At 68.6% G+C, this 25,794-nt stretch carries 25 protein-coding genes and 1 pseudogene; 9 read left to right on the top strand and 17 right to left on the bottom strand.

Annotation, left to right across the window (positions count from 1 at the left end; genetic code table 11):
- The first annotated feature begins 184 nt into the window (after nt 1-184).
- Complete coding sequence (locus MFF30_RS13100; RefSeq protein ID WP_238279860.1) at nt 185-394, top strand: hypothetical protein; 210 nt, start codon at nt 185-187, stop codon at nt 392-394.
- Nucleotides 395-593: 199 nt separating this feature from the next.
- Nucleotides 594-869, top strand: coding sequence for a hypothetical protein (locus MFF30_RS13095; protein ID WP_238279859.1), 276 nt, complete (start codon nt 594-596; stop codon nt 867-869).
- 121 nt (nt 870-990) lie between these two features.
- Here the strand turns inward: MFF30_RS13095 and MFF30_RS13090 are convergent, their stop codons facing one another.
- Nucleotides 991-1,776, bottom strand: coding sequence for an MOSC domain-containing protein (locus MFF30_RS13090; RefSeq protein ID WP_238279858.1), 786 nt, complete (start codon nt 1,774-1,776; stop codon nt 991-993).
- 229 nt (nt 1,777-2,005) lie between these two features.
- Here MFF30_RS13090 and clpB point away from each other — a divergent pair, with 229 nt between their 5' ends.
- Complete coding sequence (gene clpB / locus MFF30_RS13085) at nt 2,006-4,636, top strand: ATP-dependent chaperone ClpB (RefSeq protein ID WP_238279857.1); 2,631 nt, start codon at nt 2,006-2,008, stop codon at nt 4,634-4,636.
- Nucleotides 4,637-4,708: 72 nt separating this feature from the next.
- On the opposite strand, the gene MFF30_RS13080 is transcribed toward clpB, so the two are convergent.
- On the bottom strand, nt 4,709-5,059 hold the full coding sequence (locus tag MFF30_RS13080) for a hypothetical protein (protein WP_238279856.1): 351 nt from the start codon (nt 5,057-5,059) through the stop codon (nt 4,709-4,711).
- A 193-nt stretch (nt 5,060-5,252) separates the two neighbouring features.
- Here MFF30_RS13080 and MFF30_RS13075 point away from each other — a divergent pair, with 193 nt between their 5' ends.
- Nucleotides 5,253-6,698, top strand: a complete 1,446-nt coding sequence (locus MFF30_RS13075; protein WP_238279855.1) for a short-chain fatty acid transporter — start codon at nt 5,253-5,255, stop codon at nt 6,696-6,698.
- Between the two features lie 35 nt (nt 6,699-6,733).
- The gene (locus MFF30_RS13070) at nt 6,734-7,372 is read left to right on the top strand and encodes a carboxymuconolactone decarboxylase family protein (protein ID WP_238279854.1); all 639 of its coding nucleotides are present in this window, start codon (nt 6,734-6,736) and stop codon (nt 7,370-7,372) included.
- Between the two features lie 103 nt (nt 7,373-7,475).
- Here the strand turns inward: MFF30_RS13070 and MFF30_RS13065 are convergent, their stop codons facing one another.
- The 5 genes from MFF30_RS13065 to rpmH form a co-directional block, all read right to left on the bottom strand.
- Complete coding sequence (locus MFF30_RS13065) at nt 7,476-7,850, bottom strand: DUF423 domain-containing protein (protein ID WP_238279853.1); 375 nt, start codon at nt 7,848-7,850, stop codon at nt 7,476-7,478.
- A complete protein-coding gene (yihA, locus tag MFF30_RS13060) occupies nt 7,847-8,497 on the bottom strand; it encodes a ribosome biogenesis GTP-binding protein YihA/YsxC (RefSeq protein ID WP_238279852.1) in 651 nt (216 codons plus the stop codon). The genes MFF30_RS13065 and yihA overlap by 4 nt, the downstream gene beginning before the upstream one ends.
- Nucleotides 8,498-8,639: 142 nt before the next feature.
- Entirely contained in the window at nt 8,640-10,493 is a 1,854-nt protein-coding gene (yidC, locus tag MFF30_RS13055; protein ID WP_238279851.1) for a membrane protein insertase YidC, read from the bottom strand.
- Entirely contained in the window at nt 10,486-11,061 is a 576-nt protein-coding gene (gene rnpA / locus MFF30_RS13050; protein ID WP_238279850.1) for a ribonuclease P protein component, read from the bottom strand. Before rnpA ends, yidC begins: the two co-directional genes overlap by 8 nt.
- Before the next feature lie 100 nt (nt 11,062-11,161).
- On the bottom strand, nt 11,162-11,296 hold the full coding sequence (gene rpmH, locus MFF30_RS13045) for a 50S ribosomal protein L34 (protein WP_055947927.1): 135 nt from the start codon (nt 11,294-11,296) through the stop codon (nt 11,162-11,164).
- A 556-nt stretch (nt 11,297-11,852) separates the two neighbouring features.
- Between rpmH and rcdA the strand changes: the two genes are divergently transcribed.
- Nucleotides 11,853-12,386: a protease adaptor protein RcdA gene (gene rcdA, locus MFF30_RS13040; protein ID WP_238279849.1), complete on the top strand. Its 534-nt coding sequence runs from the start codon at nt 11,853-11,855 to the stop codon at nt 12,384-12,386.
- A 163-nt stretch (nt 12,387-12,549) separates the two neighbouring features.
- Here the strand turns inward: rcdA and rpmE are convergent, their stop codons facing one another.
- On the bottom strand, nt 12,550-12,804 hold the full coding sequence (rpmE, locus tag MFF30_RS13035; RefSeq protein ID WP_018045309.1) for a 50S ribosomal protein L31: 255 nt from the start codon (nt 12,802-12,804) through the stop codon (nt 12,550-12,552).
- 194 nt (nt 12,805-12,998) lie between these two features.
- Here rpmE and MFF30_RS13030 point away from each other — a divergent pair, with 194 nt between their 5' ends.
- The gene (locus MFF30_RS13030; protein ID WP_238279848.1) at nt 12,999-14,846 is read left to right on the top strand and encodes an ABC transporter transmembrane domain-containing protein; all 1,848 of its coding nucleotides are present in this window, start codon (nt 12,999-13,001) and stop codon (nt 14,844-14,846) included.
- 24 nt (nt 14,847-14,870) lie between these two features.
- On the opposite strand, the gene MFF30_RS13025 is transcribed toward MFF30_RS13030, so the two are convergent.
- Nucleotides 14,871-15,653: a HesA/MoeB/ThiF family protein gene (locus MFF30_RS13025; RefSeq protein ID WP_238279896.1), complete on the bottom strand. Its 783-nt coding sequence runs from the start codon at nt 15,651-15,653 to the stop codon at nt 14,871-14,873.
- A gap of 113 nt (nt 15,654-15,766) precedes the next feature.
- Here MFF30_RS13025 and dapE point away from each other — a divergent pair, with 113 nt between their 5' ends.
- Nucleotides 15,767-16,945, top strand: coding sequence for a succinyl-diaminopimelate desuccinylase (dapE, locus tag MFF30_RS13020; protein ID WP_238279847.1), 1,179 nt, complete (start codon nt 15,767-15,769; stop codon nt 16,943-16,945).
- A 46-nt stretch (nt 16,946-16,991) separates the two neighbouring features.
- Here the strand turns inward: dapE and MFF30_RS13015 are convergent, their stop codons facing one another.
- The 5 genes from MFF30_RS13015 to recR form a co-directional block, all read right to left on the bottom strand.
- Nucleotides 16,992-18,326, bottom strand: a complete 1,335-nt coding sequence (locus MFF30_RS13015) for a hypothetical protein (protein WP_238279846.1) — start codon at nt 18,324-18,326, stop codon at nt 16,992-16,994.
- A 90-nt stretch (nt 18,327-18,416) separates the two neighbouring features.
- Nucleotides 18,417-19,187, bottom strand: coding sequence for a tRNA pseudouridine(38-40) synthase TruA (gene truA, locus MFF30_RS13010; RefSeq protein ID WP_238279845.1), 771 nt, complete (start codon nt 19,185-19,187; stop codon nt 18,417-18,419).
- Between the two features lie 19 nt (nt 19,188-19,206).
- On the bottom strand, nt 19,207-20,136 hold the full coding sequence (fmt, locus tag MFF30_RS13005; protein ID WP_238279844.1) for a methionyl-tRNA formyltransferase: 930 nt from the start codon (nt 20,134-20,136) through the stop codon (nt 19,207-19,209).
- 26 nt (nt 20,137-20,162) lie between these two features.
- Nucleotides 20,163-20,678 (bottom strand): peptide deformylase, encoded by a 516-nt coding sequence (locus MFF30_RS13000; protein WP_238279843.1) that lies wholly within the window; start codon nt 20,676-20,678, stop codon nt 20,163-20,165.
- A 125-nt stretch (nt 20,679-20,803) separates the two neighbouring features.
- Nucleotides 20,804-21,409 (bottom strand): recombination mediator RecR, encoded by a 606-nt coding sequence (gene recR, locus MFF30_RS12995; protein ID WP_238279842.1) that lies wholly within the window; start codon nt 21,407-21,409, stop codon nt 20,804-20,806.
- Between the two features lie 440 nt (nt 21,410-21,849).
- Between recR and MFF30_RS12990 the strand changes: the two genes are divergently transcribed.
- Nucleotides 21,850-23,466 (top strand): phosphoenolpyruvate carboxykinase, encoded by a 1,617-nt coding sequence (locus MFF30_RS12990; RefSeq protein WP_238279895.1) that lies wholly within the window; start codon nt 21,850-21,852, stop codon nt 23,464-23,466.
- Between the two features lie 52 nt (nt 23,467-23,518).
- Here the strand turns inward: MFF30_RS12990 and MFF30_RS12985 are convergent, their stop codons facing one another.
- The 3 genes and pseudogenes from MFF30_RS12985 to MFF30_RS12975 form a co-directional block, all read right to left on the bottom strand.
- A complete protein-coding gene (locus tag MFF30_RS12985; protein WP_238279894.1) occupies nt 23,519-23,977 on the bottom strand; it encodes a cupredoxin domain-containing protein in 459 nt (152 codons plus the stop codon).
- A 133-nt stretch (nt 23,978-24,110) separates the two neighbouring features.
- Entirely contained in the window at nt 24,111-24,431 is a 321-nt protein-coding gene (locus tag MFF30_RS12980) for a YbaB/EbfC family nucleoid-associated protein (protein WP_238279841.1), read from the bottom strand.
- An 84-nt stretch (nt 24,432-24,515) separates the two neighbouring features.
- Nucleotides 24,516-25,794 (bottom strand): annotated as a pseudogene (locus MFF30_RS12975) (DNA polymerase III subunit gamma/tau); the annotation flags it as partial.

Below are 25,794 nucleotides of genomic sequence, written 5' to 3'. Positions count from 1 at the left end.
CGGGGCTTCTAGCGCAGCAATGCGGCGGTGCGAAGCAGGCCGCGGACGATTATTCGCAGCGCGAGCGGAGTCCGCTGCCGGAGGCGTCCTGCGGGGTGGGCTTGGAGACCGTGGTGCTGCGGACGGGTAAATCTTCCTTAAGGTTGACGAATCATCATCGGAGCATCGCCCGGGAACTCGCGCCATGCTCCATTCCGACCCGCTTCAGCCGCGTCCGACCCTCGTGAATCCCAGCCATCTCGCCAGTGCGGTGGACCAACTCGGCCATCACGCCGCGTCGCAGGCGGAGGTCTGGCACCTGCTCACCCAGAACTTCATCGTCGACCTCGACGCCGTCGCCGTCCTGCTGCCACGCAGCGAGCCCGAGCCGCACTGGCTGCCCACCCGGCGCTGAACCATTGCCCGCGGGCGGCGGCGCGTTCGCACCTCGTCCCTCCATACCCCCTCTGGCACACGCCATGCTTGAGCGAGGGGCAACGCCAAGAAACCGATCCGACAGGCTAGAGGAAACACCAGGACAACGATCACGCGGACGCTCTGACGCCGGAGCCACACCGCGGACCTTATTCGCCATCTCGAACAAGGGGTCCGTCATGTCCGAACTGCTCACTGTTGCCCTCGTTTGCGCCGCGACCCTCGTGGCCAAGGATTGCTCGCGGGACACCGCCCTCGACGTCATCGTGTCGCCCGCCCGCACCCCCATGGAATGCCTGATGCACGGGCAGGCCGTGGCCGCCGCGACCGGCCTGCCGGGCGGCGACAACCGCTACCTCAAGGTCACCTGCGAACGCCGTCATGCCGACCTGCGCCACCTGCGCCGGGCCGGTTACGCGGCCGCCATCGTGCTGGTGCATCGCGACGCGATCTAGCACTTCGGCAGAGTGGGACGACGCCATGGCCGGCAAGGCCATGAGCGCCGCCGCAAGCACGGACGTCCACACAGACGGAGGCGACAGCACCGGCTTCAGGGTCCGCCGGCTGAGGCTCGCCTCAGGCGAGAGCGAGGGTCGCGCCGGCCGCGAGTTCGCCGCCCGCGATCACTTCCGCGTAGACCCCGCAATCGGTGTGGCCGAGATGCTGGGACAGGGTGCGGGGGATCGCGAGGTCGCGCTGGCCCGTCGCAGGGTCCACGTTGGTGGCCGCACAACGCTCCGTGCGCTTGTGGACGCGGAGGCGCACACCGCCCGGCGCCGTGAGGGTGCGCCCCACGAGGTCGAGTTCGGCCCAGGGCGCGAGGCCCGAGAGGTAGAGGTTGGCCCGGAAGCGGAGCGGGTCCACGGCCGCGCCGGTCATGTCCTCCAAGGCCGCCACGCTCGCCAGATTGACGAGGGAGACGAAGCCGCGCGGTGAATCCGTGAAGCGGTAGCCCTCCGGCGCGGTCAGCAGACGCGCCGGTCCCCGCATGGCGTCCGGCAGATAGCCGGCGAGGAAGGCCTCGATCACGGCGCGGCCCTCCGGGGTGGTAAGATCGCCCTCGGCCACCACCGTCCCGCCCTGGCGGATCGTGAGAAGGCCGCTGGCGGACTCGTAGCGCGTGTCGAGCTGCGCCAGAGCCTCGTGGCGCATCAGCATCAGGAACTTGATCTTGGGCTGGTGGGTCGGCGCCTCCGGATCGAAGCCGGAGGGGCCGTTCTCCACGGCGAACAGGCGGTCCCCCGGGAAGTAGGCGCCGGCCGCCAGGTCGACCTTGTCCAGGCGTTCCGGCGAGAGCCCTTTGACCGGGTAGCGGTAGAGGGCTTCGAGGCGAAGAGGCGCGGGGGAGGCAGCAACGTTCATGCGTCCAGCGTGGCCCTGATTTGCATCCCGGCGCAAGTCTGAACGCGGCGCGGTAAACCGCGTGGCGCGAGCCCTTGTGGTGCCGATATGCAACACCACATCCGGATGACCGGCGGCCAGGTGGCGCCGGGGTCTCCAGCGACAGCGGTCGTGGAGGCGACGTTTCGGCGACCGGCCGTGCCGCGACGAGCGGGCGGCGGGTCGAGTCGACACGGGGAGGTGGGACGAGATGAATTTTGAAATCTATACCGAGCGCGCCCGCGGCTTCGTCCAGGCGGCGCAGAGCCTCGCGATGCGCGAGGGCCATCCGCAATTCCAGCCGGGCCATATCCTCAAGGTGCTGCTCGACGATCCCGAGGGCCTCTGCGCCGGTCTGATCGACCGGGCGGGCGGTCAGTCGCGAGTTGCTCTGGCGCAGACCGAGGCTTGGCTCGCCAAGCAGCCGAAGGTATCCGGCAACGCGTCCCAGCCGCAGGCGACGCGCGAGCTCGTGCGCCTGTTCGACACCGCCGAGAAGGCGGCCGAGAAGGCTGGCGACAGCTATGTGACCGTCGAGCGCCTGCTTCTCGCCCTCGCGGTGGAGAAGGATACCGAGGCCGGCCGCGCGCTGGCGGCGGCCGGCGTCACCGCGGCCTCGCTCAACGGGGCCATCAATGCGCTCCGCAAGGGCCGCACCGCGGACAACGCCACGGCCGAGAACGCCTACGACGCCCTTAAGAAGTACGCTCGCGACCTCACGGAAGCGGCGCGCGAGGGCAAGCTCGACCCGGTGATTGGCCGCGACGAGGAGATTCGCCGCACGATCCAGGTCCTGTCCCGGCGCACCAAGAACAACCCCGTCCTCATCGGCGAGCCCGGCGTCGGCAAGACCGCCATCGTCGAGGGGCTCGCGCTTCGCATCGTCGACGGCGACGTGCCGGAATCGCTTCGCGACAAGAGCCTGCTCGCCCTCGACATGGGATCGCTCATTGCCGGTGCCAAATACCGCGGCGAGTTCGAGGAGCGGCTGAAGGGCGTGCTCTCCGAGGTTACGGCGGCCGAGGGTGGCATCATCCTGTTCATCGACGAGATGCACACCCTGGTCGGGGCCGGCAAGGCGGATGGGGCGATGGACGCCTCGAACCTGCTGAAGCCTGCTCTGGCGCGCGGCGAACTGCATTGCGTCGGCGCGACCACGCTCGACGAGTACCGCAAGCACGTGGAGAAGGACGCAGCCCTGGCGCGGCGCTTCCAGCCCGTCTTCGTGTCCGAGCCGACCGTCGAGGACACGGTCTCGATCCTGCGCGGGATCAAGGAGAAGTACGAGCAGCACCACGGCGTGCGCATCCAGGATGCGGCGCTGGTAGCGGCCGCGACCCTGTCGAACCGCTACATCACCGACCGCTTCCTGCCGGACAAGGCGATCGACCTGATGGACGAGGCCGGATCGCGCCTGCGCATGCAGGTCGATTCGAAGCCGGAGGAGCTCGATAATCTCGACCGCGAGATCGTGCGCCTGAAGATCGAGGGCGAGGCCCTGAAGAAGGAGACGGATTCCGCCTCCCGTGACCGCCTCGTTCGCTTGGAGAAGGAACTGGCCGACCTCGAGGAGCGATCGGCTGCGATCACCTCGCGCTGGAAGGCCGAGAAGGACAAGCTCGGCGCCGCCGCCGACCTCAAGCGCAAGCTCGACGAGGCCCGCAACGAACTGGCCGCGGCCCAGCGCCAGGGTCAGTACCAGCGCGCGGGCGAGCTTGCCTATGGCGTGATCCCGGGGCTGGAGCGCCAGCTCGCCGAGATCGAGGCACGCGGCGAGAGCGCCGTGTCCCAGGACGGCATGGTCGAGGAGGCGGTGACGCCGGCCCATATCGCGGGCGTCGTCTCGCGCTGGACCGGCGTGCCCGTCGACAAGATGCTGGAGGGCGAGCGCGACAAGCTCCTGGCCATGGAGAAGGTCCTGGGCGAGCGCGTCGTGGGGCAGCGCGAGGCGGTGGAGGCGGTGGCGACCGCCGTGCGCCGGGCACGCGCCGGCCTTCAGGATCCGAACCGGCCGATCGGGTCGTTCATCTTCCTGGGCCCCACGGGCGTGGGCAAGACCGAGCTGACCAAGGCGCTCGCCGGCTTCCTGTTCGACGACGACACGGCGCTGGTCCGCATCGACATGTCGGAATACATGGAGAAGCACTCCGTGGCCCGGCTAATCGGCGCGCCCCCGGGCTATGTCGGTTACGAGGAAGGCGGAGCCCTGACCGAAGCCGTTCGGCGCCGGCCCTATCAGGTCGTGCTGTTCGACGAGGTCGAGAAGGCGCACCCGGACGTGTTCAACGTCCTGCTGCAGGTGCTCGACGACGGGCGGCTGACCGACGGACAGGGGCGGACGGTGGATTTCCGCAACACGCTCCTGATCATGACCTCGAACCTCGGCTCGGAATACCTCGTCAATCAGAGCGAGGGCGACGACACCGATGTCGTGCGCGAAGAGGTGATGGGGGTGGTGCGCAGCCATTTCCGGCCGGAATTCCTGAACCGGATCGACGAGATCATCCTGTTCCACCGCCTCAAGCGGTCGGAGATGGGGGCGATCGTCGATATCCAGCTCAAGCGCCTGCAAAAACTCCTCGACGAGCGCAAGATCACCCTCGACGTCGAGCCGGAGGCCCGCGACTGGCTCGCCGACAAGGGCTACGATCCGGCCTACGGGGCGCGCCCCCTCAAGCGGGTGATCCAGAAGGCGGTGCAGGACCGGCTGGCGGAACAGCTCCTGTCGGGGCTGATTCACGACGGGGAGGCGGTGCCGGTGGAGGTCGGCCCCCTCGGCCTGAAGGTCGGCAAGTCCGGCCTCAGCACCGAGCGCCGGCCGGAGAGCGTCACCCTGAACTGAGACGGCGGGCCATTGACGAACGACGGGACCCAGGACGGAAGCGACCGTCTCGAGCCCCGTCGCTGCTGCGCGTCATTGTCCGGAATTCAGGATTATCTTGCGAATTCGGCCGTCGAAATCTCGGAATCGGGTCGAGATTCCGCGTAACGCGCAGGCCCCGAAAGTGTCGCCGGCATAGAAGCCGCGCGCGCTCTGCTCGCTGCACGCCATCAGGGGCGGCACGAGCACGGTGGCGAGGCCGACGGCCACCACCAGGGCAATGTTCAGGAGAACGGCGCCGAGCCAGCCGAGCGGCGATGAGAACGGCTTCTCGAAGTCGGTGCTGCCCTTGTTCGGTCCGGAGAGGTCACGAACGGCGGTACCCGCGCCACGACGTTCGGCCATCCGCTTATCGAGGTCCCGGAACTTCGAGATGTCGGCCACGAACGATATCCTCACGCGAGCGCGACCCACCTTGCCCGGACAACTCTCAAGGAAGGCTGAAGCGCGGCGCTGACATTCGCGGCGGACCGTTTCCATCAAGGCTGTGCACCGACGCGAATGCGTCTTGAGCGGAGTCGGCATTTGCGGAGAATGCCGCCTCCAAAAGCCGCGTTTCTCGTTCTCAGGACTCCCGATGTCGACATTGAAGCCGGAACGTCGCGCCGATCCGGCCGCGACGGAGAGTGCACTCTCGCGAGCCGGCATCCGCTTCACTGCCTGGGCCGAGAAGTGGTTCCCCGACGCTTTCATCTTCGTGGCGATCGCGGTGGTCATCGTGGCGCTGGGTGCCTTGGCCAACGGGGCACCGGCGCCCGCCATTGCGAAGAGTTTCGGTGACGGCTTCTGGAGCCTCATCCCCTTCACCATGCAGATGGCCTTCGTCACCATCGGCGGCTACGTGGTGGCGACGGCGCCGCCGGTGCAGGCGCTGATCGACCGGCTAGCGAGCATTCCGAAGACCGGGCGCGGCGCTGTCGGCTTCGTCGCCGCCGCGACCATGCTGTCCTCGTTCCTGAGCTGGGGCCTCAGCCTGATCTTCGGCGGCCTGCTGGCACGAGCGCTCGCCCGCCGTACGGAACTCCGCATGGATTACCGCGCCGCCGGCGCGGCCGCCTATCTCGGCCTCGGGGCGACCTGGGCCATGGGCCTCAGCTCCTCGGCCGCCCAGCTTCAGGCGAACCCCGCGAGCCTGCCGAAGGCGCTCCTGCCGATCACCGGCGTGATCCCCTTCAGCGAGACCATCTTCCTGTGGCAGTCGATGCTGATCGCGCTGGTCCTCTTCGTGATGTCGGTGATCATCGCCTACGCCTCCGCTCCGCGCCCGAACACGGCGGTGACGGCCGAGGACCTCGGCGTGAGCGTCGAGCGCGAGAAGCCCGATCTCGGCCGCCCCGAGCAGCCCGGCGAGTGGCTGGAGCACTCTCCGATCCTCACGGTCCTGCTGGTGGTGATCGCCGGCGCCTGGATCTACCAGGAGTTCGCGCGGCAATCCTGGATCACCGCGATCTCGAACCTCAACACCTACAACCTTCTCTTCATCACCCTCGGCCTGCTGCTGCACTGGCGCCCCAAGCGCTTCCTGGTGGCGGTCTCCAAGGCCGTGCCTGCCACCGCCGGCATCCTGATCCAGTTCCCCCTCTACGCCGCCATCAGCGCGATGCTGACGGGGCCGAAGAACGCCGCCGGCATCTCGGTCTCCGAGGTGATCACCCACGCCTTCGTCAGCCTGAACACCACGGGCAGCTTCCCGATCTCGATGGGCGTCTACTCGGCGGTGCTGGGCTTCTTCGTGCCGTCGGGCGGCGGCAAGTGGCTGCTCGAAGCCCCTTACGTGATGCAGGCGGCCAACGAGCTTCAGGTGCATCTCGGCTGGGCCGTGATGGTCTACAATGCCGCCGAGGCCCTACCGAACCTCATCAATCCGTTCTGGATGCTGCCGCTGCTGGGAATCCTTGGCCTCAAGGCGCGCGACATCGTGGGCTTCAGCTTCCTCCAGCTTCTGATCCACCTGCCGGTGGTGCTGTTCCTGCTCTGGGCGCTGGCCTTCACGCTGACCTATCACCCGCCAGTGATGCCGTAGGCTCGGGCGAAAGCCTCGCGAGGGGACTGAACCACATGCGCATCGCCATCCTGCCGGTCCTGTCGACCCTGCTGCTCGGGAGCCTGTCCGCAATGGCCCAAGATCGACCGCCGGAAGATCGACTGCCGGAAATTCCGGCTGATTCTCTGACCGACGCCCAGAAGAAAGCGTCGGCGGACTTCCTCGCTGCCCGCAAGACGCCGGTGTTCGGGCCGTTCGTACCGCTCCTGCGCAGTCCGGAGTTGATGACCAATGCCAGCAACATGGGCCTGCATCTGCGCTACCGCAGCGTGCTGCCCCTGCGCTTGAGCGAGTTCATCATCCTCATCACCGCGCGGGAATGGACGCAGCAGCTGGAGTGGCACATCCACGCGCCGATCGCCCTGAAGGCCGGCCTCGATCCCGCGATCGTCGCGGCGATCCAGGAGGGCCGGCGGCCGGACGCGATGGGGCCGGAGGAAACGCTGGTCTATGCGTTCTCGACGGAGCTCCACCACAACAAGGCGGTGAGCGACACCACCTATGCTCGCGCGGTGGAGACTTTCGGCGAGCAGGGCGCCATCGAGATGGCGGGGATCAACGGCTACTACACCCTGCTGGCGATGAGCATGAACATGGCGCGCACGGCCTTGCCGAAGGGCGCCACGCCGCAACTGCCGCAGCTGGTGCGCTGAGAGCGGGCTATCGGTTCTCCTGACGAGATGCCGGCGGACCGGCACATCGCCGATGACCAGGGCCGGGGTCGTTCACGTCCAAACGGACCGGTACGCCCTAAACTCATGCGCGCCGCGCCGGAACGAGGGCACCGGCGGCGGCGAGCAGCCAGCCGGCCATCAGCGCGAAGCCCCCGGTCGGCGCCGCCATGGGAAACAGAGGCGTGCCGCGGAGCGCTCGAAGGGCGAGATCGCCGCAGAACAGCACCAGCCCGACGACGAGAGCCCAGGCCGCGACGCGCGTGATCGGCCGGTGCGTCGTGCCCGTCGCCGAGAGCGCCACGAGCGCCAGGATCGCGGGGGCGTGGAACAGTAGAAACTGGGCGGCCGTCTTCAGGCTGTCGGCCCCGCTGAGATGGGCGGCGGCCGCGCTCGCCGCGACGCCGAGGAGGCCGGCAAGCGCGCCGAGCGCCAGGAGGACGCGGTCGAGTCCGCTCACGCGCCGCGCTCCCGCAGCAGCCGGGCGATGCTCGCGCGCAGCTCGGGTACGCCCCGATCGTCGCGGCTCGAGGTGAGCAGGATCTCCGGATAGGCTGCCGGGCGCCGGGCGATGGCCGACTGGATGCCGGCGATGCGCGCATCCATCTCGGACTTCTTCAGGGCGTCGCCCTTGGTTAGCACGATCTGATAGCTGACGGCGGCCTTGTCGAGCCCGTCGAGAACGTCGGTGTCGATGCTCTTCAGGCCGTGGCGCGAATCGATCAGCATGAACACGCGCGCGAGGTTCGAGCGGCCCTTGAGGTAGTCGTGGATCAGGTCGGTCCAGGCCTCGACCTTCGTCTTCTCCACCGCCGCGTAGCCGTAGCCCGGCATGTCCACGAGGGTGAGCCGGCCGCCGATGTCGAAGAAGTTGAGCTGCTGCGTGCGCCCGGGCGTGTGCGAGGTCCGCGCCAGGGTGTTGCGCCCGGTCAGCGCGTTGACGAGGCTCGACTTGCCGACGTTGGAGCGGCCCGCGAAGGCGATCTCGACGCCCTTCATCGGCGGCAGGGCGGGGACGTTCGGCGCCGAGGCGATGAAGTCGGCCGCGCCCGCGAACAGCAGGCGTCCCGCCTCCAGAAGGGCGGCATCGTCTTCGGCTTGGGACATCAGGCGGCTCCGGACGGATGAGGCGCATCCGCCGCCCTCGCGAGCCGACACGCCGGAAACAGGAAGTCCTCCCCGTCGTGAGACGGAGAGGACCGGTTGGGGTGTCGCGCGCCGTGGCCGTTGGCTCGACGCTCGGCTGAACTCAGCTTTTGGCGACGGCGTTCTTGTCCGCGCTCTTGCGCCGGAACATGCCGCTCAGGTTGTCCCACAACTCCACCTTCACGCCGTTACGGCGCATGATGACGTATTGCTGGATCACCGAGAGGGTGTTGTTCCAGGCCCAGTAGATCACCAGTCCGGCCGGGAAGGAGCCGAGCATGAAGGTGAACACGATGGGCATGAAGGTGAAGATCTGCGCCTGGACCGGGTCCGGCGGTGCGGGGTTCATCTTCATCTGGATGAACATCGTGATGCCCATGATGATGGGCCAGATGCCGAGGTGGACGAAGTCCGGAGCCGCGTAGGGCAGCAGGCCGAACAGGTTGAGGAAGCTCGTCGGATCGGGGGCCGCCAGATCCTGGATCCAGCCGAAGAACGGCGCGTGCCGCATCTCGATGGTGATGAACAGGACCTTGTACAGTGCGAAGAAGACCGGGATCTGAATCAGCACCGGCCAGCAGCCGGCGACCGGATTGATCTTCTCCTTCTTGTACAGCTCCATCATCGCCTGTTGCTGTTTCATCTTGTCGTCTTTGTACCGCTCCCGGATCGACGTCATCTCCGGCTGCACGGCCTTCATCTTGGCCATGGACTGGTACGACTTGTTCGCGATGGGCAGGAACAGAAGCTTCAGGCAGAGGGTGACGATTAGGATCGCCACACCGAAATTGCCGAACAGGTGGAAGAAGAAGTCCAGTGCCCGGAACATCGGCTTGGTGATGAAGTGGAACCAGCCCCAGTCGATCAGCAGGTCGAACTGCTTGATGTTCTGGTTCGCCTGGTAGGCGTTGACGGTGTTCACTTCCTTGGCGCCGGCGAAGAGCTGCTGGGTCGCCGCTACGGTGGCGCCGGGCTGGACCACCTGCACGTTGCCGAGCACGTTGGCCTGGTAGACCTTGGTGGCGCCGTCCGTGCGCTCGGTGAAGCTGCCGGTATAGGGGGTCGACTGGTCGGGGATCGCCGCGGCGGCCCAGTACTTGTCGGTGATGCCGACGAAGCCGCCCGTCACGCCCGTCCAGGTCTTGCCCTTGGTGAGCGCATTGCCGAGGGCAGGCTCCTTGGCGAGGTGATCGTAGGTGTATTCCTGCAGGCCGTCGGCGCCGAGGACGCCGATCATGCCCTCGTGCAGCACGTAGTAGCCCTGAGTGTGCGGCTTACCCCAGCGCGAGACGAGGCTGTAGGGATAGAGGCTGACCGCGTTGGAACCCTTGTTCTCGACCTCGTCGCGGACCGTGAACAGGAACTTGTCGTCCACCGCGATGACGCGCTTGAAGAGGAGGCCGGCGCCGTTGTCGTAGGTCAGCGTCACGGGTTTGCCCGGCGCCAAGGTCTGGGTGTCGGCGGCCCACACGGTGTCGCCGTTGGGCAGGGGGCCGGCGTTCTGGCCGACCCATCCGAACTCCGCATAGTAGGGATTCTCGGTGCCGGTGGGCGAGAGCAGGACGATGCGCGGGCTCTTGTCGTCGACGGTCTCGTGGTAGTTCTTGAGCAGGACGTCGTCGATGCGACCGCCCTTTAGGGCGATCGAGCCCGCGAGGGCCGGGGTGTCGATGGTCACGCGCGGCGAGCGCGCGATGGCCGCCTCGCGGGGCACGATGCCGCCGCCGGCGCCCGAGGCGCCCGGCAGGGTTCCGGGGACGGGCGTGGCCGGGCCACCTTCCTTCGGGGCCGCGCTCGGCACGCCGTCGGGGCTGGTGGCCTGCGTCGCCGCCTTGTTCTGCAGGGCGGCCTGGCGCTGCTGCTCCACGCGCGGGGCGGCGATGAAGTAGTTCCAGCCGAGCAGGACCGCCAGCGACAAGGCGATCGCGACGATCATGTTCGTCTTGTCATTACCCATCGGTCGGTCCGTCGCATGCGTTGGATGGAGAGGAAGGCGCGCCCGCTCTGTCAGGCCGGGAGCCGGGCGACGCGGAGGCCGTCGCGCCCGTGGCCAATACCGGAGCCGTCGCCGATGCGCCAGACGCAGGCGCGCCTTTGCCGCGTCTGCGCCGGGACGACACCTGACCGGATTCGGCCCTGTGTCCGGAACCGGCGCCAGTTTTAGCGGCTTGCGGCTTCGTCACCACGGCAACGGCTTGGCGTAGATCCTCGATCAGGGTCTGGAACGGGGCGTGAAGGGCAGGGCGCCGGGCCACCAGCACCACGTCGGCGTCACGCGCCGGCAAAACGCCGGCCGCTTCCGCCACGGCCGCGCGCAGACGCCGGCGGATGCGATTGCGCTCCGTCGCGTGGCCGACCCGCTTGGTGATGGTGAAGCCGATGCGCAGGCCCTCGGGCGCGTCGTCGCCCGCGGCCGGTTCGGCACGGACGAGGCCCTGTGCCGAGAGACGCTCGTTGTGATAGCGACGCCCGCCGGCCGCAGCCAGAAAATCGGAGCGTCGGGTGAGTCGTCCGATCGTCGACATGGCCGATCCGATCCCGCGACCCGGTCTGCGGTCCTCGGCCGGGAGGCTTCGAACCAGGAACATGCTGGAGCGCGCCGCCATGGCGGCGCGGCCGGAGCTCTTAGGCCGAGAGCTTCTTGCGGCCGTGAGCGCGGCGGGCCGCGATGACCTTGCGGCCGCCGGCGGTGGCCATGCGGGCGCGGAAGCCGTGACGACGCTTACGCACGAGCTTGCTGGGCTGATAAGTTCTCTTCATGGCGCGATCTCCGAATGGTCGAGGATCGATCCGGGCTGCACGAATGGCCGCGCCGGATATTCACTCGCCCGAAAATGTGTCTGCAAGCGCGAACAGCGCCCATCGAGGGCGCCGCGTCGCGATGGCGCGGCTTATGACGGATGGGGTGGACCGAGTCAATTCCGGCCGACCGGTTTCGGTGCGTCGGATCTCAATTTCGAGCGTCGCACGCGGGCGCCGCTCGTCGCCTTCCGGCCGGCATCCAAATTGGTCGGCGCGGTAACGGATCGTTAACCACGTTGCGCCATCCTGTGATCCTGTTCGGCGACCCCGAACAGCGTTGGACTGCTTATCCGACGCTTGAATCGCTCCCGACGACCTCTCCAAGGCCGCCCTGGAAACAGGCGGCCTTTTTTCGTGTTCGCTCGGCCAAGGCACCGATGGCGCCGATTAACGTTAACATCACGTGAAGCCCCCGCGCCGGGTCTTCGGCGCTAGAGTTGCGAACCAGGTGCAAACGCGCCGCCAGCGTCTCACTTTGGGACGATCCCGGTACGGTCGCGGCACAGGAGGCACCATGAGCGGATTCGACGTCATGTTTCGAGACGAGCGGGATTGGGTCAACTTCGGTGACACCTACGTCACCTCCGAGGCGTTCAAGGTCCTGTTCCGCGAGGGCATGACCCTGGTGGAGGAGGCCGCCGCCTATCTCGACGGCACGGGACGGGAGGAATCTCGACTCATGTCCCGCGACGGCACGCTGAGCTATGCCAGCGAAAGCATGCGTCTGACCACCCGCCTGATGCAGATCGCCTCCTGGCTTCTCGTGCAGCGGGCGGTGTCGGAGGGTGAACTCACTCCGGCCGAAGCCATGCAGGAGAAGACCCGCGTTCGCCTGACCACGCCCGAGACCTTCCGCGGCGAGGTGTTCGGCGTGCTGCCGCCGACCCTGCAGGATCTAATCGTGCGCTCGCGGCGCCTGCACACCCGCATCCTCCACTTGGATGCGGTGATCACCGACGAGCGGCCGACCCCCGCCCCGCAGGAAAGCCCGGTGGTGGCACAGCTGAGCCGCCTGCGTTCGGCCTTCGCGGCGCCGGTCTCGGCCTGACGCCCGCCGCCCCGGCATCGCCGGGGCGCGGCAGCGGGAAGGTCGCGCGCATCAGAATCCCGGAACGCAGAGCGGGCGACACCCATGAGGTGCCGCCCGCTCTGCGTTTCACGCCATCGTGAGGCCAGCCGCCGCGCGAGCGCCGGGCCAGCCTCCGATCCGATTACTTCTTGCCGAACGACAGGGCGCCGAAGCGCGAATTGAAGCGCGAGACGCGGCCACCGCGATCGAGCATCTTCTGCTCGCCGCCGGTCCAGGCCGGGTGCGTGTTCGGGTCGATGTCGAGGTTGAGGGTGTCACCCTCCTTGCCGTAGGTCGATCGGGTCATGTAGTCCGACCCATCGGTCATCACGACCTTGATGAAGTGGTAGTCGGGATGCTCGGTACCCTTGGCCTTGTCGGCCGCGCTCTTTGCCATGACGAAACCCTTGAAGTCGAAATCCTGGAATAGCCAAGCCGACCGGCCCGTCTGGCGGCCCGCGGCCATAGATCACGCGCAATCGGATGAAGGCGCGCCTATACCCCACGCACCTTCGCCCGACAAGCGTGCGCCGACCGAAGAGACCGACCAACGGTCGCTTTTCCCGAGACGACCAACGAAGATGAGGCACCATGGCTCGCGGCCGTGACAAGAAAAATCCCGGGGCGGCCCGACCAAAGGCACCGCTCGGCTCGCTGCGCCCACTGATTCCGTTTGCGGTGGTGTATCGCGGACGAATCCTGGCGGCGTTCCTTGCGCTGCTGGCGGCGTCGGGCGCGACCCTGGTGGTCCCGATCGCGTTGCGCCGGGTGATCGACCACGGCTTCTCGCCGGACGGGCAGGGGGTGATCGACACCTATTTCGCCGCGTTGATCGGCGTGGTCGCGGTGCTCGCGCTGTCCAGTGGTGCGCGCTACTACACCGTGGTGACCCTGGGCGAGCGCGTGGTGGCGGACCTGCGCACGGCCGTGTTCCGGCGCCTCACCCAGCTCGACCCAGCCTTCTTCGACCGGTCGCTCTCGGGCGAGATCATCTCGCGCCTCACGGCGGACGCGACGCAGGTCAAGGCGGTGTTCGGCGTCTCGATCTCGATCCTTCTGCGCAATGCCTTCCTGTTCTCGGGCGCCGTGGTGATGATGGTCATCACCAGCCCCAGGCTCTCCATCCTGGTGCTGGCCGCGATTCCCCTGATCGTGTTTCCGCTGATTCTCTCCGGGCGGGGCGTGCGCCGGCGCTCGCGGGCGGCGCAGGACCGGCTGGCGGACGCCTCCGCCTACGCGGCCGAGGCGGTGAACGCGATCCGCACCATGCAGGCCTTCGGCATGGGCCGGACCACGGCGGCCCGGTTCGGCGAGGCTTCTGAGAACGCCTACGGGGCGGCCCGGGATTCGATTCAGGCGCGTGCCCTCCTCACGGGCGTGGCGATCTTCCTCATCTCCGCCAGCGTCGTCGGGGTGATGTGGTACGGCGCGCAAGGGGTGCTGGCCGGCACCATGACCGCCGGCCAACTCTCTCAGTTCGTGCTCTACGCGGTGTTCGGCGCGAGCGCCCTGGGCCAGCTCTCGGAGGTCTACGGCGAACTCGCCCAGGCCGCTGGTGCCGCCGAGCGCCTGGGCGAGATTCTGGCCGCCGAGCCGGCGATCCGGGTCCCGGCTGACCCCGTGCCGATGCCGGTCCCGGCCAAGGGCGCGGTGTCGTTCGAAGCCGTGCGCTTCCTCTACCCGGCGCGCCCCGAGCATCCCTCTCTCGATGGAATCAGCTTCACGATCGCGCCGGGCGAGCGCGTCGCGCTGGTCGGCCCCTCGGGCGCCGGCAAGACCACGGTGCTGCAATTGCTGCTGCGCTTCTACGATCCGCAGACCGGCCTCATCCGGGTTGACGGAATCGACATCGCCAGGGCCGATCCCGATGCGCTGCGCGAGCGCCTCGCCCTGGTGCCGCAGGACCCCACCGTGTTCTCGGGCAGCGTGCTGGAGAACATTCGCTACGGCCGGCCCCAGGCCACCGAGGCGCAGGTGCAGCGCGCCGCCGAACTCGCCAATGCGGACGGTTTCATCCAGGCCCTGCCGCAGGGCTACGCCACCACCGTGGGCGAGCGCGGCGTCACCCTGTCCGGTGGCCAGCGTCAGCGCGTGGCGATCGCGCGCGCCATCCTGAAGGACGCCCCGATCCTGCTCCTCGACGAGGCGACCTCCGCCCTCGACGCCGAGAGCGAGCGCGCGGTGCAGGCTGCCCTCGACACCCTGATGCGCGGGCGCACCACCCTGGTCATCGCCCACCGCCTCGCCACGATCCGCAAGGCGGACCGGATCCTCGTCCTCGACGGCGGCCGGATCGTGGAGAGCGGGACGCACGAGAGCCTGCTGGCGCAGGGCGCGCTCTATGCGCAGCTCGCCGCGCTGCAGTTCACCGACGCGCTGGACGAGACGGCGCGGGGCAAGGAGCCGCGTCCGCGCCTGACGGCCCTTCCGGCCGAGTAGGCGCCGGCCGGGCCGACGGCCCGGTCAACCCTGTGGCTGCGTGCCGCTGAGGGGGTTCGCCTCGTCCCAGCCGTAGCCCAGGGTCTCGAACCGCATCGAGCGGGTGTCGACCATGAGCAGGCGCCCGACCAGGGATTCGCCGAATCCCGTCACGGTCCGGATCACCTCCAGGGCCATCAGCGAGCCCATGAGGCCGGCGAGCGCCCCGAGGACACCGGCCTCCGCGCAGGGGGGCACCGTGCCAGGCGGCGGCGGGCTCGGGAACAGGCAGCGATAGGTCGGGTTCGGGCGCCCGTCCGCGCCGGCCTCGTAGGGCCGCAGCGTGGTCAGGGAGCCGTCGAAGCGCCCGAGCGCCGCCGTCACCAGGGGGCGCCGGGCGTGGAAGCAGGCATCGGAGACCGCGTAGCGCGTGGCGAAGTTGTCCGAGCCGTCGGCCACCACGTCGTAGGCCGCGATCAGCGCGCCCGCATTCTCCCGCGTGAGGCGCGTCGGGTGCGCTTCCACCGTCACGTGCGGATTGAGACGCGCCACCGCCTCGGTAGCGCTCTCGACCTTGAGGCGACCGATATCGGCGGTCGCGTGGATGACCTGCCGCTGGAGGTTCGAGAGCGAAACGATATCGTCGTCGACGATGCCGATCGTCCCGATTCCGGCGGCGGCGAGGTACTGGATCAGCGGCGCACCGAGGCCGCCAGCCCCGATGACGAGGACGCGGGCGGCCTTCAGCCGTGTCTGTCCCGGGCCCCCGACCTCTGGAAGGACGAGGTGGCGGGCATAGCGTTCGACTTCGTCGGGGGAGAAGGCCATGGCCAGCAGATAAGCCCCGCCGGCACGCGGCGAAAGCCCGGCCGCGAATTGCACCCCCGCGCACCGGCGCTTATGGCCGTGCGCACCCGGACATCACGCGAAGAGTCCCGCCCGTGCCGAACGCGCCCCTCGACCGCTCCCCCGTCGCCCTCGCCCAGAGTCTGATCCGCTGCCCATCCGTGACGCCCGAAGAGGGCGGCGCGCTCACCTGGCTCGCCGGCATCCTCGAAGAGGCCGGCTTCACCGTGGAGCGTCCCCGCTTCTCGGAAGCGGGCACCCCCGACATCGACAACCTTTATGCGCGCATCGGCACGCGGGCGCCTTACCTGCTGTTTGCCGGCCACACCGACGTGGTGCCGCCGGGCGACGTCGCGCGCTGGGGCCACGGCCCTTTCGACGGTACGGTGGAGAATGGAATCCTGTACGGGCGCGGTGCCGTCGACATGAAGGGCGGCATCGCCTGCATGCTCGCCGCGGCCCTCGACTATCTCGACGTGGCCGGACCCGACCTGCCGGGCTCGATCGGCTTCCTCATCACCGGCGACGAGGAGGGGCCGGCGATCAACGGCACGGTCAAGCTCCTCGAATGGGCCCGGGCCCGGGGCGAGCGCTTCGACCATTGCCTGCTGGGCGAACCCACCAACCCGGATTCCCTCGGCGACATGATCAAGATCGGCCGGCGCGGCTCGCTCACGGGCCGGCTCGTGGTGCAGGGCCGCCAGGGCCACGTGGCCTACCCCGATCTCGCCGAGAACCCGATTCCCGGTCTCCTGCGTCTGGCCTCCGCGCTGCTCGCCGAGCCGCTCGACGCCGGCACACGGCACTTCGACGCCTCGAACCTCGAATTCACCACTCTGGACGTAGGCAACGAGGCCACCAACGTGATCCCGGCCGAGGCCCGCGCGACCTTCAACGTCCGTTTCAACGAAACCTGGACCGCCGAGACCCTGGGGGCGGAGATCCGTGCCCGCCTCGATCGGGCGGCGGGCCGCAGCGTCCGCTACACCCTCGCTCTCCTGCCCTCGAACTCTCCGGCCTTCCTCACGGAGCCCGACGTGTTCACCGAGCTCGTCGCCGGCGCGATCACGACGGAGACCGGGCGCCGGCCGCTGCTCTCGACCACGGGCGGCACCTCGGATGCCCGCTTCATCAAGGATGCCTGCCCGGTGATCGAGTTCGGCCTCGTCGGCCGCACGATGCACCAGACCGACGAATGCGTGCCGGTGGCCGACCTCCACCGTCTGACCGCGATCTACACACGGGTGCTGGCGGCGTATTTCGAAGCGCGCTAACCCCGTCGTCGCGCCCGGCAGAGCCTGTCTGCCGCGAGGTCGGACTTCAGGCGGCACCACTCGGTGCGCCCGTGGGCGCGGATTGGGTCCGGAAGCGCCGGGAATCCGGACCGAGGCGGTCGCCCACCGCGATGAAGATCTGGCGCAGGCGCTGGACGTGTGGATCGTCGAGCCGCAACTCGATGCTGGCGACGACGAGGTCGACCGCGGACGCCCGGTCCGGTGCCGCTTCGATCATGGTCGCACCCAGGATGATTCGGCCGACTTCGAGTAGCAGAGCCTCATTACGCACCGCGCTCGGGGCCGCGAGCCGTTCGAGGTCGAACAGGGTGCGCACACCGAGGGGCCAGAGCCTGATCACCTTCTCGCGCCCAACCGAGCAGCAGAGCTGCGCCTGAGCCACCCAATCCATGATCTGGTAGACGCCGTAGGGCGTCTCCACGAACAGCATCAGGGGGTTGGCGGCCGCCAGGTTCTGGGTCGAATGGATGTGGTGGTCGTCGAGGCGGACGCGGATCTCGCTGTCGATCCCGTCGATGATCTCCACGGGCGTGATCTTGAAGGCCCGGTAGACCTCGTATTCCTCTCGCTTGAAGTTCTTGAGCTTGTCGCGCTGAACGATGTTGCGCAGCACGACGTCCGGCATGATCCCGGCGACGAAGCAGCCGGTGACGGCCAGGGCCAGCACCAGGGGCGCGTTCATCGGCTCCTTCACGGTGGTGAGAAGTTCCGCGCCGCTTGCCCCGAGGCGGAGCAGGCCGATCACCAGGATCGGCGCGAGGACGATGCCGATGACGATCTTGATCGTCTCGCCGACGATCGTCGCCGGGCTCAGGTCGAAGTTCTTGATCGCGCGATACAGGTTGCGCAGCGCCGTCAGGTAGCTTCCGGCGAAGGCCGCGCAGGCACCGAACAGCCAGACCGTGGTTCCGTCCTGGATCCGCGCGCAGGCGCCGTCCAGCCACGCGAAGCCGGGCGACGTCGCGCACAGGAAGGCGGCCAGCAGTGACAGGGTGTGAAATACGGCCGCTGCCGCCAGGAGGCTGAAGGCGATGCTGCCCAGAACCCAGGCGGTCGTGGTGAAGTCCTCGCGGTGTCGTGACTGGTCGAAGATGTCCAGCGACGCGTCGGAGCCATCGACCGCCCCGCTCTTTCCGAAGACCCGGGCGCGGCCGACGAAGTACTTGTATTTCACGAACTCGAACGAGGGGATCAATCGCTGGCTCGAAGGCCCCGCGATATCGAAGACCGCTGCGAGGTCCCGGACGATCTCCTGCCTCTGGCGTTTCACCGCCTCGCGGATCGCGATGAAGATAAAGGGCGACAGGGCCGCGAAGACGGTTGCGCCGAGGATGAACAGGTGAACGGGAGGTTTCGTCACGGGGCGTTCCATCATCTCCGGCACGAGTCACACCGGGTCAGACGAATGATCACGCTTCCTGCAAATTTCGCAACTTAAGAGAGAATTTTATCAATCTGAAGTTATTATTGATACGTAGTCCACCCCCACGAGCGTCAGTCCGCAGGCCGGGGCCAGCGGACCGCAGCGGCTGCGGTCGCGGCTGGCCAGGATGTCGGCGACGTCGTCGGCACTGAGCCGACCGCTGCCGGCGAGCATCAGCGTGCCGACCATCGAGCGGACCTGATGGTGCAGGAAGGCGCGGGCCGAGGTCGCCACCACGATCTCGTCGTGCAGGCCCATCGGTATCGCCGCGACGTCGAGTTGATCGAGGGTCCGAAGCGGGCTCTTCGCCTGGCACTCGGCGGCGCGGAAGGCGGTGAAGTCGTGCAGGCCGAGGAGTCGTGCGGCGGCCGCCCGCATCAGCCCGACGTCGAGGGGCCAGGGCACCTGCCAGACATGGGCCCGGTTGAGGACCGGTGGCGTGCGGCGGTTGAGGATCCGGTAGCGGTAGTGTCGACGGGTGGCGGAATGCCGGGCGTTGAAGTCGGCGCCGACGATCTCCGCGCTGAGGATCGCCACGGGGTTCGGGCGCAGGTGCGCGTTGAGCGCGTCGCGCACCACGTCGGTACGCCAGTCCCGCGCGAGATCGAGATGCGCGACCTGGTGGGTGGCATGCACCCCGGTGTCGGTGCGGCCCGCGCAGGTGAGCCCGGCCACCTCGCCGGAGAAGCGCTTCACGGCCGATTCGATCGCGCCCTGGACGGAGGGCTGGGCGGTCTGGCGCTGCCAGCCGCGGAACGGGCTGCCGTCATATTCGATGACGAGCTTGTAGCGCGGCATCAGGTCCGACCCGGACTGGTCATGCCAGCTCCATTCCCGGCGTGCGATGCGCGCCGCGCACAAACTCCGCGCCGCTGGCGACCCCACCCTTGCCGGCTCGGCGCAGGGCCCGCAGGCGCACGGCGCCCGTGCCGCAGGCGACCGTGGCCTCCGCGTCGAGGAGCGTGCCCGGGGCACCGGAGCCGGATGCGGCCTCAGCCGCCAGCACCTTCACGCGCTCCAGCCCCTTGCCGAAATCCGCCTCGAAGAACGCGCCCGGAAACGGTGACAGGCCGTTGATGTGGTTGGCGACATCGCGAGCCGGCCGAGACCAGTCGATGCGGGCCTCGTCGTTGCTGATCTTGTGGGCGTAGAGCACGCCGGCCTCGGCCTGGGGCGTGAAGGTGAGGTCGCCCCGCTCCAGGGCCTGGAGCGCGCGCGCCATCAGGTCGGCACCCAGCGGCATCAGCGCATCGTGAAGGTCGCCCGCCGTCATGCCGGGGGTGATGGGCAACCGCGCCTCCATCGCCACCGGGCCGGTGTCGAGCCCCGCTTCCATGCGCATCACGCCGACGCCGCTCATCCCGTCGCCCGCCATCACAGCGCGCTGAATCGGCGCGGCGCCGCGCCAGCGCGGCAGCAGCGAGCCGTGCAGGTTCAGGCAGCCGTGGCGCGGCAGGTCGAGGATCGCCTGCGGCAGGAGCATGCCGTAGGCCACTACCACGGCGACGTCGGCGGCGTGGCCCGCGAAGGTCTCAGCGGCGTCCGCCCCCTTCAGGCTGGCCGGCGTCAGAACCGGTGCGCCGAGGCTCTCGGCCATCATCTGCACGGGCGAGGGCCTGAGGGCCATGCCGCGCCCGGCCCGGGCCGGCGCGCGGGTGTAGACGGCCGCGATCGCGTGCCCGTCCCCGGCGAGGCGCGCCAGGGTCGGCACCGCGAAATCCGGCGTGCCCATGAAGACGACGCGCATGGTTCTTGATCCCTGAGGCTGCGGCGTCAGACGTCGCCGCGCTTGGCCGCCTTGGCGAACTTCTTCACCACCCGGTCGCGCTTGAGCTTCGACAGGTGGTCGATGAACAGCACCCCGTCGAGATGGTCGATCTCGTGCTGGATGCAGGTGGCGAGCAGGCCGTCCGCCTCGATCTCCTGCTCGACGCCCGCGAGATCGCGGAACCGCACGCGTACCCGATCGGGTCGCTCGACCTCGCCGTAGAATTCCGGGATCGAGAGGCAGCCCTCGTCGTAGATCCGCTTCTCCTCCGATGCCCAGACGATCTCGGGATTCAGGAAGACCTGGGGGTGGCGGTCGTTCTCGTCCTTCGAGGTGTCGATCGTGACGACGCGCTTGGCGACCCCAATCTGAATCGCCGCGAGACCGACGCCGGGCGCGTCGTACATCGTCTCCAGCATGTCGGCGGCGAGCGTCCGGATCTCGTCCGTCACGGGGCCAACGGGCTCGGACGCGAGGCGCAGGCGCGTGTCGGGCAGGATCACGAGGGGGCGGATGGTCATGGGGGCGATCGGACTTGAAACTGGGAGCGGGGCCGGCGGTGGCCTGGACCTCCGCGGATCGTGAGCCCCCGCAGATACGGGGGCGCCGGAGGCCGGTCAAATTGCCCGGCGCCCGCGCGATGCGATCAGAACGGCGTGCGGCTGCGGATCGCCGCCGTCAGCGTGCCCTCGTCGAGGTAGTCGAGCTCCCCGCCCACCGGAACCCCGTGCGCGAGGCGGGTGATCTTCAGGTTATGGGCCTTCAGGGATTCGGTGACGTAATGGGCCGTGGTCTGGCCGTCGACGGTGGCGTTGAGCGCCAGGATGATCTCGCGCATCGCCGGGTCGGCGGCACGGGCGACCAGGCTGTCGAGGTTCAGGTGCTCGGGCCGGACCCCGTCGAGCGCCGAGAGCACGCCGCCCAGCACGTGGTAGCGCGCCGTGACCGCGCCCGAGCGCTCGAGCGCCCAGAGATCGGAGACATCCTCCACCACGACCAGGGTGGCGGGATCGCGGCTCTCGTCGCAGCAGATCGTGCAGGGGTCGCGCGTGTCGACGTTTCCGCAAGCCTGACAGACGACGATGCGTTCCGACGCCACCCGCATGGCATCGGCCAGCGGCGCCAGCAGCGTCTCGCGCTTCTTGATGAGCTGCAGGGCGGCGCGGCGCGCGGAGCGTGGGCCGAGCCCCGGCATCCGGGCGAGGAGCTGGATCAGGCGCTCGATCTCGGGGCCGGCGACGGCTTGGGGCATGAAGCGCGGATCTCAAGGTGGGTGGAGGAAAGCCCACACGGCGGATTGCGTAAGGTGCGGACAACCCGGCCGTGGGGACGAAAGGGATACCCGGCAGTGCTGCGCCGAGCCCGTGCCGTTCGATCTTCAAATAGGGACTTCGCCGCCTGATTTCGCCCCTTTTGGACGGATCGGGAACATCAAAAGGCAACGTCCCCGCGCATTTTGGAAAAAGCTTGGCCATCAACGTTGTTCATGTAACTTTTTTTGTCGGCCAACAGGCGAGTTGACGGCAAACCATCCGTGTCTATGCAAGGAGTGCGTGGTTCCAGACTGGAGAACCTGCGCGCGGTGGACCTGACCAACCGCGCGGACATTCTGGAGCGCGCGAAGACGGAGAGCCGGAACGGCTTCCAGTCACAGGGGCGGCGACGCGATCAGGTGCCCGAGGAGAGATGAGCGTGACCAATATCGGCGACTACAATGCGGCGCACGGCTCCGACGCAATCGGGCTGCGCAAGCTGAAGGCGGTGCACTGGAACCTCGAGGCCCCGCGCTTGTACGAGGAAGCACTGGCCCGCGGCGAGGGCCAGCTGGCCCGTGGCGGCGCCTTCGTGGCGACCACCGGTTCCCATACGGGGCGTTCCCCCAAGGACAAGTTCGTGGTGCGCGATGCCGCCACCGAGAACGAGATCTGGTGGGACAACAACGGCGCGATCACGCCCGAGCAGTTCGACACCCTCTATTCCGACTTCCTGGCCCATGCGGAGGGCCGCGAGTTGTTCGGGCAGGACCTGCGCGGCGGCGCCGACCCGGTGCATGGCGTCAATGCCCGCGTGTTCACCGAACTCGCCTGGCATTCGCTGTTCATCCGCAACCTGCTGATCCGTCCGGACCGCGCCACGCTCGCCACTTACGTGCCGGATCTGACGATCATCGATCTGCCGAGCTTCCAGGCCGACCCGCACCAGCACGGCTGCCGCTCGAAGACGGTCATCGCCATCAACTTCGCCCGCAAGCTCGTCCTCATCGGCGGCTCCGCCTATGCCGGCGAGATGAAGAAGTCGGTCTTCACCTACCTCAACTACATGCTGCCCGGGGCCGGCGTGATGCCGATGCACTGCTCGGCCAACGCGGCCCTCGACGAGGCTGGCGATTCGGCCCTGTTCTTCGGCCTGTCCGGCACCGGCAAGACCACGCTCTCCAACGATTCCTCGCGCCAGCTTCTGGGCGACGACGAGCACGGCTGGAGCAAGGACGGCATCTTCAACTTCGAGGGTGGCTGCTACGCCAAGACCATCCGCCTCTCGCGCAACGCCGAGCCGGAGATCTACGCCACCACGGAGCGTTTCGGCACGGTGATGGAGAACGTGGTGATCCACCCCGAGACCCGGGTGCCGGATTTCGACGACGCGTCGCTCACCGAGAACACCCGCTGCGCCTACCCGCTCGACTTCATCGCGAATGCGAGCGCCACCGGCCGGGCCACGCACCCCAAGAACATCGTCATGCTGACTTGCGACGCCTTCGGGGTGATGCCCCCGATCGCCAAGCTGACCGGCGCCGAGGCGATGTATCACTTCCTGTCCGGCTACACGGCCAAGGTCGCCGGCACGGAGCGGGGGCTGACGGCGCCCGAGGCGACGTTCTCGACCTGCTTCGGCGCACCGTTCATGCCGCGCCACCCCAGCGTCTACGGCAACCTGCTGCGGGACCTGATCGCGGCGCATGACGCCGATTGCTGGCTCGTCAACACCGGCTGGACTGGCGGCGGCGTCGGCACCGGACGGCGCATGCCGATCCGCGTCACGCGACGCCTGCTCAACGCGGCCCTCGACGGCTCCCTGTCCAACGTCGAGTTCCGGCGCGACCCCTATTTCGGCTTCCAGGTGCCCGTCGCGGTGCCGGGCGTCGAGACGGAGGTGCTGTCCCCGATCGAGACCTGGAACAACAAGACGGCGTTCCACGAGACCGCCACCCGCCTCGTCACCATGTTCCAGGAGAACTTCAAGCGCTTCGCCGCGCATGTCGACGCGGATGTCCGCGCCGCGGAACCGGGGCTCGCCGCGGCCGCCTGAGCGCCGCGCCTCATCCAAGAGACCCGGCCGGGGCGACCCGGCCGGTGTCGGCTCAGCCGGCCGGCGGCGTCAGGACCAGCTTGCCCTCGAAGGGCGCCTTCTGGTTGCGGTTGCTCGTGCAGGCATAGGCCTCCTGCCCCTCCTTCAGGGTACGGATGCGCAGCGTGCCCTTGCCGTTCTGCTTGACGAGGTAGCCCTTCTCGCTGGCCACGTGAACGAGGTCGCCGTCGGCGTGCAGCACGTTGGCGTTCTCGAATTGGCCCGGCGCCGTGATGGTCACCGGCTCGCCCGCCGAACTGATGATGTGCAACTCCACGTTCGTGTTGGCCGGGAGCCGCAATTCGGCGGGCGCGCAGACAGGTTTGTCACCGTCCATCGTGATGGTGAGTTCGACCGGCGGCATCGCGCCACTACTGGCCGGCGGCAGCGGCTTGCTTTGGGCCAGGGCCGCATTCCCGAAGGCCGTGGCGCTCAGCGCTACGAGCCCGAACATCGCGTATCGCAAAATCATCACCTCGAACGTGTCTCACCGATCCCTGTGAGAAGCGTCGGAGATTCCGCGGGTTCCGGTTTCCGGGGGCGCGCGGCAAGGCGCCGCGACGCGGCGGGGAGGGCGCGAATCCCCCACCCGCCGTGTTCGATCCTCAGAACAGCTTCATGCCCGGCGGGATCGGGAGGCCCTTGGTCAACTCGGCCATCCGCTCGGCGGCGACCTGCTCGGCCTTGCCCCGCGCGTCGTTGACGGCGGCCACGAGGAGATCCTCGAGGATCTCGCGCTCGTTGGGGACCATCAGCGTGGGATCGAGCTGGATGCCCCGTACGAGGCCCTTGGCCGTCATCGTCACCCGCACGGCGCCACCGCCCGAGGCACCCGTGACCTCGACCGTGTCGAGTTCGTCCTGCAGGGAGGCCATCTTCTCCTGCATGGCCTGGGCCTGCTTCATGATGCCCATCAGGTCGCGCATCGGCTCTGCTCCTTGGTTGGTTCGGGTTGGCGTCGTGAAAGAGACGGAGATGGCTCGCGATTCGGGACGCGACCAGGTGCGCGGCTACGCTTCGTCGTCGGGCTCCTCGGTCTCCGCCTCGCCCGTGGGAGGCGCCTCCAGGGCGGGGGAGGCCTCGGGGGCGCGGTCGCGCACATCGACAATCTGCGCGCCGGGGAAGCGGGCGAGCACCTCGCGGACGAGGGGATGGGCCGCCGCATTCTGGTGGCGGGTCTCGGTGGCGGCACGGGCTGTGTCGTCGAGGGTCGGCTCGCCGGCCTCCTTCGACAGCGCGACGATCCAGCGCCGCCCGGTCCAGGCGTCGAGGGCACGGGCGAGGTCGTTGGCGATGCTCTGGCGCCCGCCCTCGGCGAGGCGGAACTCGATGCGGCCCTCCTCGAAGCGCACGAGGTGGACCTCGCGCTCCAGGGCCATCTTCAGGCCGATGTCGCGCTTGGCATCCGCCAGGGCGACGACGTCGGTGAAGCGCAGGAGGCGGGGCCCTTCCGGCTGCGGAGCGGGGGCAGGATTTGCAAGGACAGGACTTGCCAGGGACGGACTTGCAAGGACAGGACTTGCGAGGCCGGGATTCACGAGGGCGGGGCGTGAACCACCGCCGTTGGCCGCCATGGACAGGGCAGGGCGCGGCGGGGGCGCCTCGGCGGAGAAGGTCGGAATCGGCGGCAGGGCCGGACGGGCTTCGGCCGAGATCGATCCCGGTGCGGAAACCGCCTGTGCGGCGCCGGATACGGCCGCAGAGCCCGCCAAGGCCTGGGCCTTCATCTGGCGCAGGGCCTCGTCGGGTGTCGGCAGATCGGCCGCGTAGGCGAGACGCACCAGGGCCATCTCGGCCGCCGCCAGCGGACGCGTCGCGGTCTGGACCTCGGGGATTGCTTTCAGCAGGATCTGCCAGGCCCGCGAGAGCACGCGCACGGAGAGCTTGCCGGCGAAATCGCCGCCGCGCACCCGCTCCGCCTCGCTCAAGGTCGGGTCGGCGGCGGCCTCATCGGGAACGAGCTTCAGGCGGGTGACGAGGTGGGTGAAACCCGCGAGGTCCGACAGGATCACCGCCGGGTCGGCGCCGGCCTCGTACTGCCCGCGCACCTCCGCGAAGGCGGCGGGGATGTCGCCGCGCATTACCGCCTCGAACAGGTCGACGATACGGCCGCGATCGGCCAGCCCCAGCATGTCGCGCACGCTCTGGGCACTCACGATGCCGGCCCCATGCGCGATGGCCTGATCGAGGAGCGAGAGCGCGTCGCGCACCGAACCCTCGGCCGCCCGCGTGATCGCCGCCAGGGCCTCGGCATCGGCCTCCACGGCCGAGGCCGTGGAGGCCGATGCC

It is taken from the genome of Methylobacterium goesingense, assembly GCF_022179225.1.
GTDB lineage: Bacteria > Pseudomonadota > Alphaproteobacteria > Rhizobiales > Beijerinckiaceae > Methylobacterium > Methylobacterium goesingense.
Note: the sequence above shows the minus strand (reverse complement) of the source record. Positions and strands in the feature narration are given on the sequence as shown.

Excerpts from the sequence above, each read along its gene's own strand:
- MFF30_RS13100 (WP_238279860.1), top strand. The coding sequence starts at position 185 with ATGCTCCATTCCGACCCGCTTCAGCCGCGTCCGACCCTCGTGAATCCC.
- MFF30_RS13095 (WP_238279859.1), top strand. The coding sequence starts at position 594 with ATGTCCGAACTGCTCACTGTTGCCCTCGTTTGCGCCGCGACCCTCGTG.
- MFF30_RS13090 (WP_238279858.1), bottom strand. The coding sequence starts at position 1,776 with ATGAACGTTGCTGCCTCCCCCGCGCCTCTTCGCCTCGAAGCCCTCTAC.
- clpB (WP_238279857.1), top strand. The coding sequence starts at position 2,006 with ATGAATTTTGAAATCTATACCGAGCGCGCCCGCGGCTTCGTCCAGGCG.
- MFF30_RS13075 (WP_238279855.1), top strand. The coding sequence starts at position 5,253 with ATGTCGACATTGAAGCCGGAACGTCGCGCCGATCCGGCCGCGACGGAG.
- MFF30_RS13070 (WP_238279854.1), top strand. The coding sequence starts at position 6,734 with ATGCGCATCGCCATCCTGCCGGTCCTGTCGACCCTGCTGCTCGGGAGC.
- yihA (WP_238279852.1), bottom strand. The coding sequence starts at position 8,497 with ATGTCCCAAGCCGAAGACGATGCCGCCCTTCTGGAGGCGGGACGCCTG.
- yidC (WP_238279851.1), bottom strand. The coding sequence starts at position 10,493 with ATGGGTAATGACAAGACGAACATGATCGTCGCGATCGCCTTGTCGCTG.
- rnpA (WP_238279850.1), bottom strand. The coding sequence starts at position 11,061 with ATGTCGACGATCGGACGACTCACCCGACGCTCCGATTTTCTGGCTGCG.
- rpmH (WP_055947927.1), bottom strand. The coding sequence starts at position 11,296 with ATGAAGAGAACTTATCAGCCCAGCAAGCTCGTGCGTAAGCGTCGTCAC.
- rcdA (WP_238279849.1), top strand. The coding sequence starts at position 11,853 with ATGAGCGGATTCGACGTCATGTTTCGAGACGAGCGGGATTGGGTCAAC.
- rpmE (WP_018045309.1), bottom strand. The coding sequence starts at position 12,804 with ATGGCAAAGAGCGCGGCCGACAAGGCCAAGGGTACCGAGCATCCCGAC.
- MFF30_RS13030 (WP_238279848.1), top strand. The coding sequence starts at position 12,999 with ATGGCTCGCGGCCGTGACAAGAAAAATCCCGGGGCGGCCCGACCAAAG.
- MFF30_RS13025 (WP_238279896.1), bottom strand. The coding sequence starts at position 15,653 with ATGGCCTTCTCCCCCGACGAAGTCGAACGCTATGCCCGCCACCTCGTC.
- truA (WP_238279845.1), bottom strand. The coding sequence starts at position 19,187 with ATGCCGCGCTACAAGCTCGTCATCGAATATGACGGCAGCCCGTTCCGC.
- fmt (WP_238279844.1), bottom strand. The coding sequence starts at position 20,136 with ATGCGCGTCGTCTTCATGGGCACGCCGGATTTCGCGGTGCCGACCCTG.
- MFF30_RS13000 (WP_238279843.1), bottom strand. The coding sequence starts at position 20,678 with ATGACCATCCGCCCCCTCGTGATCCTGCCCGACACGCGCCTGCGCCTC.
- recR (WP_238279842.1), bottom strand. The coding sequence starts at position 21,409 with ATGCCCCAAGCCGTCGCCGGCCCCGAGATCGAGCGCCTGATCCAGCTC.
- MFF30_RS12985 (WP_238279894.1), bottom strand. The coding sequence starts at position 23,977 with ATGATTTTGCGATACGCGATGTTCGGGCTCGTAGCGCTGAGCGCCACG.
- MFF30_RS12980 (WP_238279841.1), bottom strand. The coding sequence starts at position 24,431 with ATGCGCGACCTGATGGGCATCATGAAGCAGGCCCAGGCCATGCAGGAG.